The organism is Arthrobacter sp. B2060 (assembly GCF_059090445.1).
In genome coordinates this window covers 411608-424427 of record NZ_JBNHFR010000002.1, presented here as the reverse complement: position 1 = coordinate 424427, position 12820 = coordinate 411608, and the positions used below count along the sequence as shown (strand labels likewise).

Sequence of the window (12820 nt, the reverse complement as noted above, 5' to 3'; positions counted from 1 at the left end):
ACCCACAGGGGCGGACAGGCCCGGCAAATCAACCAATTCATAAAAAATCGGTATCAACAAACTTGGCACACTATTGAGTTCTCAAACAACAGACACATTCGAATACTTCTCGAAACAATTTACAAATTGAATTTGTAATTTACTTTGTTTCGCATTTCTTCGCTGCGATGTTTATAGCTTATTTCATTCATATTCACTTTGCAAATCCGGGTTGTTTTCCCGAAATTCACTTCGTAAACCGAATCCGCCCAGCACTATTGGAAGCGCTTCTTCATTTTGTGCTTGGCACATGAGGAATTGCTTCTCAGTGAAGGGGGTTTGTCACCACTCAGCGGCGGCGACTCAGAAGACATTACACGCTCCCCCGCGGCCGTGCAAATCGGCCTCGGAGGAGCGTGCAATGAACGCTTCCTGGTGCTAGATGCCCGATACCTGCACGGTGGCAAGGTGCTTTTTGCCCCTGCGCAACAGCAGGTACTTTCCGTGCAGCAGTTCGGATGCAGGAATCACAGCGTCCGGATCCGACACTTTGCCGTTGTTCACGTAGGCACCGCCCTCGCCGACAACCCTTCGTGCGGCGGACTTGCTCTCCGACAGTCCGGAGGCGACGAGCAGGTCAATAATCCCAAGGCCCGACCCGTCCACGGAGGCGGACGGCAGCTCGGCCGTTGCGGCGGCGAGGGTCTGCTCGTCCAGCAAGGAGAGATCACCGTTGCCGAACACCGCGGCCGATGCTGCGATCACCTTCTCGGTGGCCTCGACCCCATGGACCAGGGACGTGACTTCGTAGGCAAGCTTCCGCTGGCCTTCACGTGCGAACGGACGCTCGGCTATGGACACGCCCAAAGCCTCGATCTCGGCCCGGGTGAGGAAAGTGAACACCTTCAGCCGGTTGACAACATCGGCGTCGGCGGTGTTCAGCCAGAACTGGTAGAAGGTGTACGGGCTGACCATGGAGGAGTCCAGCCAGATGGCGTTGCCTTCGCTCTTGCCGAACTTGGTGCCGTCGGCGTTAGTGATGAGCGGGGTGCCGAGTGCGTGTACGGTTTTTCCCTCCACCTTGCGGATGAGTTCCGTGCCGCTGGTGAGGTTGCCCCACTGGTCCGACCCGCCGGTCTGCAGCACGCAGCCGTAGTCGCGGTACAGGTGAAGGTAGTCCATGCCCTGCAGGATCTGGTAGCTGAACTCCGTGTAGCTGATGCCCTCCTCGGAATTCAGGCGTGAGGCAACAGCGTCCTTGCGCAGCATGGTGCCCACCCGGTAGTGCTTCCCGATCTCGCGCAGGAAGTCGATGGCGCTCAGGGGCGCCGTCCAGTCCAGGTTGTTGACCATGTGCGCGGCATTGGGGCCCTCAAAGCTGAGGAACCTGCGGACCTGAGCCTGCAGGTAGCCCACCCACTCGGAAACTGTGTCCTTCGTGTTCAGGGTGCGTTCCGCCGTCGGCCGCGGATCACCGATGAGACCGGTGGAGCCGCCCACGAGGCCCAGTGGTTTGTGGCCGGCCAGCTGCAGGCGCCTCATGAGGAGGAGCTGGACCAGGTTTCCCAGATGCAGGCTGGGGGCCGTGGGGTCGAACCCGCAGTAATACGTGACCGGATCCCCGGCGAGCAGCTTCTCCAGTTCCACCTCATCAGTGGAAACGTGGACGAGGCCGCGCCATTTGAGCTCCTGCCAGATGTTGGCGAAGCTGGGATCGTTCTGCTGGGATTCGAGGTCGTTTAGTTGTGGCACGCCTTCTAAGTTAGCAGGATCAGCGGCCCGGGGCTCTGGTGTGCCAGGTGCCCCGGACCGATCCCTGCGGGCTCAGCGTTCGATGCCGGCGGGAATCCCCGCAGCCGCGATGAGCCGCAGCCGCTGGGTGGGCCGGGTCATGGCCACATAGAGGTCCCCGACCCGGCCGTGTTCGTGATTCAGCATCATGGAAGGCTCAAGGACAACGACGCCGTCGAATTCGAGCCCCTTGGCCTCCCTCGGGCTGATCACCACCACATCCTGTTCGTAGCTCCCGGCACCTGTGCCGAGGCGGTGGCCGTAAATGGCGCGCAACGCTGAGGTCGCCTCTTGCAGAAGGTCACCGTCGGCAATCACCGCAAGCAGGCCGCCGTCGATCGCGTCCAGTTCCTCAGGCAGCACCTCAACGAGCCGGCTGACCAGGTTGCCCGGCTCCACGCGGTCAATGATAGGCGACCACCGGCCTTCCCGGACCGCCTTCGGTGCGGACACGACGAGCCCGGCGGCATTGGCCATCCGCGCAGCCGACTCGGCGATCTGCGACGGCGTCCGGTAATTCACCGTGAGCTCTTCGAGCTGCCAACGGTCCCCGAACAAGGGTGCGAGGGCACCCTGCCATGACTTGGCTCCGGCTACGGAACTGGTCTGGGCGATGTCGCCCACGATGGTGAAGGACTTCAGCGGGCAGCGCCGGACGAGCAGGCGCCACTGCATGGGTGAGAGTTCCTGCGCCTCGTCCACCACGATGTGGCCAAACGCCCAAGTGCGGTCGCTCGTGGCCCGCTCGGCCGCCGTCAGCCGCGCCTCACGCTCCTGGTTTTGCTCAACGAGTTCCTCGGCGGACATCAGGGCATCGATGCCTGCCGTCTCCATGTTGACGAGCGTCTGCCGGGCGTTGGCCAGGTCGCGGGCACGGTCATGCTCCTGCTGGGCGAGTCCGCGGCCCGCAGCGGGATCGAGCTCGCCGAGGAGTTCGGCTGCCTCGTCGAGGAGGGGCACGTCTGCCTCGGTCCAAGGGGCATCAGGGGCGCGGAGCAGAAGCTCACGTTCCCGCGGGGTGAGCTTTGGCGTGCAGGCTTCCAGCAGGGCCGGCTTGCTCAGCAGTTCACCGACCAGCTTTTCGGGCGTCATCGGCATCCAGCAGAGGTTCAGTGCAATGCGGACATCCCGTGCTGAGCGGACGTCCTCGGCAAGATAGGACCGGTCTGCGTTGTTGCCGATGTTGCCCGCTTCCACGAGCTCCGTGATCTGCTCCGTCAGTTCCCGCAGAAGGATCTTGACGAACGTGACGCGTGCTTCGTTGTGGGGCTTGCCTGTGGAGCGTGCCCGCTCGCGGGCGCGGCGGACCTGCCGCGGGGTGAGGACCAGCTTTCGCCCGTCCACTTCGAGGATGCGGTTTTCGGCCGGGATGCGCTGCCGGTTGGCCACGGCGTTGGCAATGACGTCCGCCATGTCCAGCCGCCCCTTGATGGCGGCAACATCCGCCTCCGGCTCGGGGACGGCGTTGATGCCCGGCATGAGCCGGCCCACGCTGGCCATAACGACGCCGGTCTCGCCAAGCGACGGCAGCACCCGTTCGATGTACTTCATGAAGGACGACGACGGCCCTACGAGGAGGACGCCGGCTGTCTTGAGCCTGTCCCGGTGCGTGTAGAGCAGGTAGGCGGCACGGTGCAGCGCGACGGCCGTCTTACCCGTTCCCGGTCCACCCTGGACCACGAGGGCACCGGAGATGGACGAGCGGATGATGCGGTCCTGTTCGGACTGGATGGTGCCGACAATGTCCGACATCCGGCCGGTCCGCTTGGAGTTCAGGGCGGCGAGCAGGGCCCCTTCGCCCTGCAGTGAATCATTGTCCGCCAGCATGTCCGCGTCCAGGACGTCGTCTTCGATGGCCTTGACCTCGCGCCCCTGGAGGATCAGGTGCCTGCGCCGCCGCACGCCTTGGCGGTCGAAGGCCGTGGCCTGATAGAAGTGCCCTGCTTCGGGCGCACGCCAGTCCACCATGAGCCGCTGCAAGTCATCGGTGGTCAGACCGATGCGGCCGATGTACTGCGCCTCTCCGGAGTCGAGGTCCAGCCGACCAAACACCAAACGGTCGTCGACGGCATCGAGCTGGGCCAGGCGGTCCTCGTAGAGGGCCGCGAAGGCGTCGCGCTCGGAAACGTTCTGCATGGTGCCCACGGCGCCGGCGCGGCGCACCTGTGCAAGCTGGGCGCGTTTTTCCTCGCGCAATTCATCAAGCCGTGCATATAGGCCGGCTACATAGTCCCGTTCGTGGGCCAAATCGGCGTCGAGCATTAACGTTCCCCTATCGCAAAAGACAGACCGTCCATTCTACAACCATTTCGGTACCCGTGGCGGCTGTTGAGCTGCATACAGCAGGTTATCTGACGGGCGCCCCGCAACGCGGTCAGAGACGCAGCAGTGAGCGCACGCGGTGCCCGGCAAGGGCGGCGCGGCCGCGCAGCTCGCCGAGTTCCATGACGACGCCCACTCCGGAGACGTGGACGCCGCAGCGTTCGAAGAGCCGGACCGCGGCACTCAGTGTTCCGCCGGTGGCCAGGACATCGTCCAGGATCAGCACTCGGCTGCCGGCCGGCAGGTCGGTCGTGTGGAGCTCCAAAGTGGAGGATCCGTATTCCAGGGTGTAGTCCTCGGAGTACACCTCGCGGGGCAGCTTGCCCGCCTTCCGCACGGTGATGACCCCGGTGCCCGTGGCGTAGGCGGCAGCGGCGGCGAGCAGGAATCCGCGCGCCTCTACGCCGGCCACGGCGTCGAACTGGCCCTTGAACGGCTCCACCAGGGCATCCACGACCGACCGCAGCGCCGGGCCATTGGCGAAGACCGGAGTCAGGTCCTTGAACATGATCCCCGGCGTCGGATAGTCCGGCACTGTGGCGCAAAGCCCGGTGATCAGCTCGTCGACGGGAACGGATTTCGGGGCCTGTGTCTGCTCGCTGTAATTCACCCGTCCAGCCTACGCGGAGCCGGGCGTGCCTTCGCCGCCTTGTAGCGGGACACCGTGGGGTCCCCCGTCAGCCAAAAGCGCCACGGATAGTCGTGCGTGCCGCCGTGCCCGGCGACGCCCACCCGGGGACCCGTGCTGACGTGCGCGGCGGGTGCAGGCGGCAGGGCCAAACCGAACGGCGGGCTCAGGACGTCCCTTCCGCTGTCCTCCGTGGTCAGCCCGAGTGCTGTGGCGAGCCGGGCCGGACCGCTGGCCAGGTCCTTGGCGGATTTCGATGTGGGCCGCCGCGCGAGGGCCAGTTCCCGGCCCTCAACTATTTCGCCCGCGCGCAGCAGGACGGCGGAGGCGTGGCCGGCGGGCCCGCAGACGATGTTGGCGCAGTGGTGCATGCCATACGTGAAATAGACGTAGAGATGGCCGGCCGGACCAAACATGGGGGCGTTCCTGCGGGTGGGGCCGCGGTAGGTATGGGAGCCGGGGTCAGGGTGGAGGGAATCCACGGGGCCCATGTAGGCCTCCAGCTCGGTGATGCGGACAGCTACGGCGCCCTGCGCACTCGTGTAGGTCAGGACGGCCCCCAAGAGCAGCGGGGCGATTTCCCTCGCATCGCCGGACAGGAACTGCCGCAGGGGTCCGCTGGTGGTCATGCTTCCGACTTTACTCACGGGTGCACGTGAGGATGCATGCCGGACCGGCCCGGTTTTGCGGCTCTTTCCGCAGCAGTGGCAGCCGGAGGCCCAGGCCGACCGCTCAAAGCCGGGCTGGTCCGGCACGGCGGCTCCGGGCGGAACGGCCATGTCCGATTTCCGCTAGCCGCGCTTCCTGCCGGCTGACAGGATGGAGTCATGGACTTCTGGCAGCGCTACCGTGCCATCGACGCGCGGGACACCCGTTTCGACGGGCAGTTCTACACGGCGGTGCGGACCACGGGCATCTATTGCCGGCCGTCGTGCCCGGCGAGGACGCCGAAGCCGGAGAACGTCACGTTCTATGAAACGTCGGCTGCCGCCCATGAAGCCGGCTACCGTGCCTGCAAGCGCTGTCTTCCTGAGGCCGTCCCCGGGACCCCGGCCTGGAACATCCGTTCGGACGTTGCGGGGCGTGCCATGCGGCTCATCAACGACGGCGTGATCAACCGTGACGGCGTGGAAGGGCTGGCCGCACGCCTGGGATACTCGTCGCGGCAGTTGAACAGAATCCTGAGCCATGAGCTCGGCGCCGGTCCGCTCTCGCTGGCACGCGCCGGCAGGGCACAGACTGCCCGCACGCTCCTGGTATCCACGTCCATGAAACTCGCGGACATCGCTTTCGCTGCCGGCTTCAGCAGCGTGCGCCAGTTCAACGAAACACTCGGCGAGGTGTTCGCCATGACGCCAACGGCACTTCGCGCCACAGCGCACCATCATCCGGCGACGGCGGCCAGCACGGCGCTCACCCTGAACCTGCCCTACCGGAAGCCCTTCGACCCTGGGATCTTCAGCTTCCTTGCCGTCCGCGCCATCCCGGGGATCGAGGCCGGAACGCCGACGTCGTACGGCCGCTGCCTGCGGCTTCCGCACGGCGACGCCCGGTTCACCGTGGAGTACGAAGCTGATGCTCCCGGGCGGCCGCTGGTGCTCGCCATCGCTGCGGTGGACCTGCGTGATCTTCCGGCCCTGCTGAGCAGGGTGCGCCGCCTGTTCGACCTTGACGCCGACCCGGTGGCGATCGACGAGGCCCTCGCCGGAGATCCCCGGCTCTCCCGCGGGGTGGCCGCCACACCGGGCATCCGGATGCCAGGCGCCCTCGATCCGCAGGAAATGCTCATCCGGGCCATGGCCGGCCAGCAGATTACGGTTGCCGCGGCACGGACCGCGCTTACGCAACTCTCCGTTGCGGGCAGTCCCAGCGCTGTGCCGGGCGACGGGCTGGACAGGATGTTTCCCACCCCCGAGCAGATCGCAGCAACTGCCAGGGAACTGCTGCGCGGGCCGCAACGCAGAATAGACTCACTGGTGGCAGCCGCAGCTTCACTGGCATCCGGTGAACTGGAACTGGGCTACGGGGATGACCTGCCCGGGCTGCGGTCGAAGCTTCTGCCGCTGCCGGGTGTCGGCCCGTGGACGGTGGGATATGTGGCGATGCGGGTCATCGGCGCCCCGGACGTCTACCTGGCCAACGACGCCGCGGTGCGCAACGGGATCCGGGCGGTGTCAGCCGACGGGGTGTCCGACGGGCTGGGCGCCGAACATGCCGCTGCCCTGTCCTCCGACTTCTCCGAGGTCAGCCCGTGGCGGTCCTATGCCACCATGCACCTCTGGAGGGCCGCGGCGGCAGCCGCGAAGACCGGCACGCCAGGGACCAGCGCGCTGAAAACCGGCACGCCAAGGACCAGCACTCCGAAGACCACCATCACCGCAACCACCGCCGCAACGGCACTGACATGAAGGCACAGGAAATGAACGCTGAGCACACGGGCACGGCCATCACGGCGCAGCTGCTCACCATGGCCACTCCGGACGGCCCCTTTACGATCATCGCCCGGGAGGGTGTGGTGCTGGCTTCCGGCTGGACTGCGGACGCCGGCGAACTCACCGGCCAGATCCATCCGCAGCTGCTGCCGGTCGCCTTCGAGACCGTGGACGGCCTCGGTGCCATTTCCGCGGCCGTGGAGGCCTTCTATGCCGGCAACCCGGTGCCGGCCATGAGCGTGCCCGTACTGCAGAAGTCGGGTCCGTTCCGGGCCCACGCCTGGGATGTCCTGAGGACTGTCCGACCCGGAGCACCAGTAACCTACACGGAGTATGCGGAGCTGTCCGGCAACGCCAAGGCGGTGCGCGCCGCAGCCAGCGCCTGCGCCTTTAACGCCGCGGCGTTGTTCGTGCCGTGCCACCGCGTGGTCCGCACGGACGGCACGCTGGGTGGTTTCCGGTGGGGGCTGCGGATCAAGGAAAGCCTGCTGGCCCGCGAAAAAGACGCCTTGAGGGCGGGCTGACGGCGCCTACTTGGTCCCGGGCGCGTTGGTCTGGGGCACGTTGCCCTGGGGCACGCCGGACGGCCACGGAAGCAGCTCCGGCAGGTCAACATCGTCGGCCGCTGCGGAGGCCCGCAGGCTGCCGAGGGACGGTTCACGTCCCGCGAGCCAGGCGGCGATATCCGTGACCATCCCGCTGATGACTGTGGACCGCCCGCCGGTCCCGATCGTCACCGGAGGCAGGCCCAGCGGCTGGAGCAGGAACCTTTGCCCGTCCGGCACCCGGGCGGACAGAAAGTCGAACAGGTGCCGGCAGAATTGCCTGCTCCAGGTTTCCGGCCCGCGTCCCGTGCCGAGATCAGAGCCGTGGATGACGAGTTCGCGCCAGAGGGCGAGGCCGCCGTCGAGCACTACTCCCCCGCGGTACGAGATGGGCACCTGCCAGCCGGCCGCATCCAGGGCGTCAAATGCACGCAGCACACGGTCCAGGGCGGCATCCAGGTCCGCACGGTGCTCGTCCAGGCTGTGGCCGGCAGACATCTCGATGGCTTTGGTGCGGCCTTCGTAGCCACCGTCATACAGCTCCACGGACTCCCCGCGGGAGGCATATTCGAGCTGCCGGGCCATTGCGTTGGCGATGCCGGCGATATGGGCCAGGACATGTCCCCGCGTCCAGCCGGGCAGTTCAGAAGGCGCCGGGACGTCACTGGCGGTGAGGCCTGCCGCCTGGGAGGCGACGGCGTCGGCCGCTTTATGCAGTTCCGTAAGCACCGTGTCAGGTGTGATTGCGCTCATCCCGCAATCGTAGCGGAGCCGTTAAATGCAGCGAGATGGCACTTCACGGCAGTGTTGTGTGAAAACACTGCCGCGAAGTGCCATCTCGGGGAGCAAATTACCCCGCGTACTCGCGTACGCCGGCAAGCTCCGCTTCCAGCGCAGCCAGCTGGCGTTCGACGGCGGCCGGCGCGGTGCCGCCCTGGGAGTTGCGGCTGTTCAGCGAACCCTCCGTGCTGAGGACCGTGCGGACCTCGGGCGTCAGGTGCGTGGAAATTGCAGCGTACTCCTCATCCGTCAGGTCCCAGAGCTCGACGTCGCGGCTTTCGGCCTGTTTGACAGCGGCACCCGAGAGTTCGTGCGCCTCACGGAACGGAACGCCCTGGCGGACCAGCCACTCGGCGATGTCCGTGGCCAGCGCGAAGCCCTGCGGCGCCAGCGATTCCATCCGCTCGCTGTTGAACTTCAGGGTGGCGATCATGCCCGAGACCGCCGGCAGCAGGAGCTCCAGCGTGTCCGCGGCGTCGAACACCGGTTCCTTGTCCTCCTGCAGGTCGCGGTTGTACGCCAGCGGCAGACCCTTCAACGTGGCAAGCAGGCCGGTCAGGTTGCCGATCAGTCGCCCGGCCTTGCCGCGCGCAAGTTCCGCCACATCCGGGTTTTTCTTCTGTGGCATGATGGACGATCCGGTGGAGTAGGAGTCGTGCAGCGTGACGAAGGAGAACTCCTTCGTGGCCCACAGAATCACTTCCTCCGAGACGCGGGACAGGTCCACCCCGATCATGGAGCATACCCAGGCGAACTCGGCGAAGACGTCGCGAGAAGCGGTGCCGTCGATCGAGTTGTGGACTGCCGAGAAGAACCCGAGGTCGGCCGCGACGGCCTCCGGGTCGAGGCCCAGTGAGGAGCCGGCGAGGGCGCCGGAACCGTAAGGCGAGACGCCGGCGCGCTTGTCCCAGTCCTGCAGCCGCTGCACATCGCGCAGCATCGCCCAGGCGTGGGCCAGCAGGTGATGGCTCAGCAGTACGGGCTGGGCGTGCTGCAGGTGGGTGCGGCCGGGCATGGCCACGCCGGGGTGGGCCTTGGCCTGCTCCACGAGCGCGTCGATGGTGGCCAGCACTCCGCGGGCGATGATCCGGGCGTGGTCGCGCAGGAACATGCGGCCGAGCGTGGCCACTTGGTCGTTGCGCGAACGTCCGGCGCGGAGCTTGCCGCCCAGCTGCGTGCCGGCGCGCTCGATCAGCCCGCGTTCCAGCGATCCGTGCACGTCCTCATCGGATTCCGCCGGCAGGTAGGCGCCGGAGGCAACGTCCTCGTCCAGCTGCTTGAGGGCCGTCAGCATGCCCTCGAGCTCGGCGTCGTCCAGCAGCCCGGCCTTGTGCAGCACGCGGGCGTGGGCGGTGGAGCCGGCGATGTCGTAGCGGGCCAGCCGCCAGTCAAAGTGCGTGGACTTGCTCAGCGCCGCCAGGGCGTCCGCGGGGCCGCCGGCGAACCGGCCGCCCCACAGTGCTCCCTCGTTTGTAGCGGACGCCATTTACTGCCCCGCGACGCGGATGTCGCGGCCGGAGGCAACCTTGGCGGACATGCCCCACAGCTCGATGAAGCCGCGCGCCATTGACTGGTCGAAAGTGTCTCCGGTGTCGTACGTGGCGAGGTCGAAGTCGTACAGCGAGGTCTCGGAGCGGCGTCCGTTGACGATTGCCTGGCCGCCGTGCAGCACCATGCGGATGTCGCCGGAGACGTACTTCTGGGTGTCTTCAATGAAAGCGTCCAGGGAGCGCTTGAGCGGCGAGAACCACTGGCCGTCGTAGACCAGTTCCGCCCAGCGCTGGCCAACGGTGGCCTTGAACCGGGCCTGCTCGCGCTCGATGGTGATGTCCTCGAGGTGCTTGTGCGCGGTGATCAGCGCCATCGCGCCCGGAGCTTCGTAGATTTCGCGGGACTTGATGCCCACGAGGCGGTCCTCGACGACGTCGATGCGGCCCACGCCCTGGGCGCCGGCGCGGCGGTTGAGTTCCTTGATGGCCTGCAGCGGGGTGACCTTGGCGCCGTCGATGGCTACCGGAATGCCGGCTTCGAAGGAGATGGTGACTTCATCCGGCGCCGGCGGGAACTCCGGGGTGGCGGTGTAGTCGTAGATGTCCTTGGTGGGGGCGTTCCAGATGTCCTCGAGGTAACCGGTCTCGACGGCGCGTCCCCAGACGTTCTGGTCGATGGAGTACGGGTTCTTCTTGGTGGTCTCGATCGGCAGTCCCTTTTCCTCGGCGAAGGCGATGGCCTTGTCGCGGGTCAGGGCGAGGTCGCGGACCGGAGCGATGCACTTCAGGTCCGGGCCGAGGGTCTGGATGCCCACTTCGAAGCGGACCTGGTCATTGCCCTTGCCGGTGCAGCCGTGGGCCACGGTGGTGGCGCCGAATTCGCGGGCGGCCTTGACGAGGTGCTTGACGATCACGGGGCGGGAAATGGCGGACACCAGCGGGTAGTGGCCTTGGTAGAGCGCGTTGGCCTTCAGGGTGGGCATGGCGTATTCGTTGGCGAATTCGTCGCTTGCGTCGGCCACGTAGGCCTCCACGGCGCCGCAGCCCAGGGCGCGCTGGCGGATGGTCTCCAGCGATTCGCCGCCCTGTCCGACGTCGACCGCCACGGCGATGACCTCGGCGCCGGTGGCTTCACCGATCCAGCCGATGGCTACGGAAGTATCGAGGCCACCGGAGTAAGCCAGAACAATACGTTCAGTCACGTCAAATGCTCCTTAGTTGGTTGGTTGAACTTTGTTTGTCTGGTGAAAAGCCTGTCACACCGCTGTGCCAAGCCAAATTCCTGAAAGCGGCCCAATTTTTGAAAGCGGCCAAATTCTTGAATGGTACTGTCCCGGCCTACTGGCCGGCTTCCTCCGCGAGCTGCAAAAACCGCGCGGCGAGTTCCGGTCCGCCCTGCGGATCGCGGGCGACCAGCAGCACGGTGTCGTCTCCGGCGATGGTGCCGAGGACGGACGGCATGACCGAATGGTCTATCGCCAGGGCCAGGAAGTTCGCCGCCCCGGGGGGCGTGCGGAGCACGGCGATGTTGGCGGACGCCTCGGCAGTGACCAGGAGTTCGCCGCACAGCCGGGCGAGTCGCGCGTCGAGGATTTCCTGGCTGACCCCGCTCTTCGCTGCCCGTTCGCCGCCCTCGCCGGGGACAGCGTAGACCAGCACGCCTTCCTTCCCGCGGACCCTGACAGCTCCGAGCTCCACGAGGTCACGGGACAGTGTGGCCTGGGTGACCTGCACGCCGTCGTCCGCGAGCAGGGCTGCAAGCTCCGCCTGGGACCGCACCGACTCGCCCGTCAGGATCGCGGTGATCCGCGCCTGCCGGGCCGTCTTGGTGGCCGGGCTCGCGCCCGGCGCAGGTGGCTGGACAGACAACTAGGCCTGCCCTGCCACCGGCGGCAGTCCGTCAACAACGGCCAGTCCGGACCGGTGCATGAGCCAGGCCATCAGCGCCTTCTGGGCGTGCAGGCGGTTTTCCGCCTCATCCCAGACAATCGACTGCGGGCCGTCGATGACGGCCGCCGAGATCTCGTAGCCGCGGTAGGCAGGAAGGCAGTGGAGTACGACGGCGTCTTCCGCCGCCAGTGCCATGGCGGCCTCGTCGACGGAGTACTCGCGGAACAGCTGAAGCCGGGCCTCCTTTTCGGCCTCCTGCCCCATCGAAACCCACGTGTCGGTGGCGACGACGTCGGCGCCCTTGAGCGCTTCCGCGGCGTCCGTGGTGACGAGCACGGAGCCGCCCGTCTCTGCTGCCCGCTCTTCCGCTGCCGCGACAATGTCCGCCGCCGGCAGGTAGCCGTCAGGACCGGCGATGCGCACGTGCATCCCCGCGGTGACGCCGGCCAGGAGGTAGGAGTTGGCCATGTTGTTGGCCGCGTCCCCGAGGTAGGCCATGGTGAGCCCCTTGAGTTCGCCCTTGTGTTCCTTGACGGCCAGCAGGTCAGCCAGCAGCTGGCAGGGGTGGTAGTCATCGCACAGCGCATTGATGACCGGGACCTTGGAGTTTTCCGCCATGGCGACGAGACCCGAGTGGGCGCCCGTGCGCCACACGATGGTGGAGACCATGCGCTCAAGCACCTTGGCCGTGTCCTCCACGGATTCCTTGTGGCCGATCTGTGCCTCACCCGGGTTGATGATCAGGGCGTTGCCGCCCATATCCGCCACGCCGGCGGCGAACGAGACCCGGGTACGGGTGGACGTCTTGTCGAAGATGACGGCGACCGTCTTACGGCCGCTGCCTTCCCCTGCGAACGGCTGGACGCTGTAGGGCTCCGCCTTCATGCGGACGGCCAGCTCGAGGACCTCGGCCTGCTCGGCCGGACTGAGGTCGGTGTCCTTGAGGAAGTGGCGGGTCATGGC

The 12820-nt window shown here is 66.6% G+C and carries 11 protein-coding genes; 2 read left to right on the top strand and 9 right to left on the bottom strand.

Going from position 1 to position 12820, the window contains the following annotated elements; all coding sequences use genetic code 11:
• Positions 1-417: 417 nt before the first annotated feature.
• The 4 genes from tyrS to AC5RUM_RS06720 form a co-directional block, all read right to left on the bottom strand.
• Positions 418-1731 (bottom strand): tyrosine--tRNA ligase, encoded by a 1314-nt coding sequence (gene tyrS, locus AC5RUM_RS06735; protein ID WP_494034200.1) that lies wholly within the window; start codon positions 1729-1731, stop codon positions 418-420.
• 72 nt (positions 1732-1803) lie between these two features.
• Entirely contained in the window at positions 1804-4032 is a 2229-nt protein-coding gene (locus tag AC5RUM_RS06730) for a HelD family protein (protein ID WP_494034199.1), read from the bottom strand.
• A gap of 112 nt (positions 4033-4144) precedes the next feature.
• Positions 4145-4702, bottom strand: a complete 558-nt coding sequence (locus AC5RUM_RS06725) for an adenine phosphoribosyltransferase (RefSeq protein WP_494034198.1) — start codon at positions 4700-4702, stop codon at positions 4145-4147.
• Positions 4699-5349, bottom strand: coding sequence for a DNA-3-methyladenine glycosylase (locus AC5RUM_RS06720; RefSeq protein WP_494034197.1), 651 nt, complete (start codon positions 5347-5349; stop codon positions 4699-4701). The genes AC5RUM_RS06725 and AC5RUM_RS06720 overlap by 4 nt, the downstream gene beginning before the upstream one ends.
• Before the next feature lie 198 nt (positions 5350-5547).
• On the opposite strand from AC5RUM_RS06720, the gene AC5RUM_RS06715 reads away from it, so the two are divergent.
• Both AC5RUM_RS06715 and AC5RUM_RS06710 read left to right on the top strand, forming a co-directional pair.
• Positions 5548-7128: a DNA-3-methyladenine glycosylase 2 family protein gene (locus tag AC5RUM_RS06715; RefSeq protein ID WP_494034196.1), complete on the top strand. Its 1581-nt coding sequence runs from the start codon at positions 5548-5550 to the stop codon at positions 7126-7128.
• A 38-nt stretch (positions 7129-7166) separates the two neighbouring features.
• Complete coding sequence (locus AC5RUM_RS06710) at positions 7167-7676, top strand: methylated-DNA--[protein]-cysteine S-methyltransferase (protein WP_494034227.1); 510 nt, start codon at positions 7167-7169, stop codon at positions 7674-7676.
• A 6-nt stretch (positions 7677-7682) separates the two neighbouring features.
• Here AC5RUM_RS06710 and AC5RUM_RS06705 read toward each other — a convergent pair whose 3' ends face one another.
• From AC5RUM_RS06705 to argF, 5 genes are all read right to left on the bottom strand, one after another.
• A complete protein-coding gene (locus AC5RUM_RS06705; RefSeq protein WP_494034195.1) occupies positions 7683-8450 on the bottom strand; it encodes a maleylpyruvate isomerase family mycothiol-dependent enzyme in 768 nt (255 codons plus the stop codon).
• Positions 8451-8547: 97 nt separating this feature from the next.
• A complete protein-coding gene (gene argH / locus AC5RUM_RS06700) occupies positions 8548-9963 on the bottom strand; it encodes an argininosuccinate lyase (RefSeq protein ID WP_494034194.1) in 1416 nt (471 codons plus the stop codon).
• Positions 9964-11169 carry an argininosuccinate synthase gene (locus AC5RUM_RS06695; RefSeq protein WP_400577730.1) on the bottom strand — a complete coding sequence of 402 codons (1206 nt, stop codon included), beginning with the start codon at positions 11167-11169 and terminating at the stop codon, positions 9964-9966.
• A gap of 136 nt (positions 11170-11305) precedes the next feature.
• The gene (locus tag AC5RUM_RS06690; RefSeq protein ID WP_400577731.1) at positions 11306-11836 is read right to left on the bottom strand and encodes an arginine repressor; all 531 of its coding nucleotides are present in this window, start codon (positions 11834-11836) and stop codon (positions 11306-11308) included.
• Entirely contained in the window at positions 11837-12817 is a 981-nt protein-coding gene (argF, locus tag AC5RUM_RS06685; protein WP_494034226.1) for an ornithine carbamoyltransferase, read from the bottom strand.
• Positions 12818-12820 lie beyond the last annotated feature (3 nt).

Excerpts from the sequence above, each read along its gene's own strand:
- AC5RUM_RS06705 (WP_494034195.1), bottom strand. The coding sequence starts at position 8,450 with ATGAGCGCAATCACACCTGACACGGTGCTTACGGAACTGCATAAAGCG.
- argH (WP_494034194.1), bottom strand. The coding sequence starts at position 9,963 with ATGGCGTCCGCTACAAACGAGGGAGCACTGTGGGGCGGCCGGTTCGCC.
- argF (WP_494034226.1), bottom strand. The coding sequence starts at position 12,817 with ATGACCCGCCACTTCCTCAAGGACACCGACCTCAGTCCGGCCGAGCAG.
- AC5RUM_RS06715 (WP_494034196.1), top strand. The coding sequence starts at position 5,548 with ATGGACTTCTGGCAGCGCTACCGTGCCATCGACGCGCGGGACACCCGT.
- AC5RUM_RS06720 (WP_494034197.1), bottom strand. The coding sequence starts at position 5,349 with ATGACCACCAGCGGACCCCTGCGGCAGTTCCTGTCCGGCGATGCGAGG.
- AC5RUM_RS06730 (WP_494034199.1), bottom strand. The coding sequence starts at position 4,032 with ATGCTCGACGCCGATTTGGCCCACGAACGGGACTATGTAGCCGGCCTA.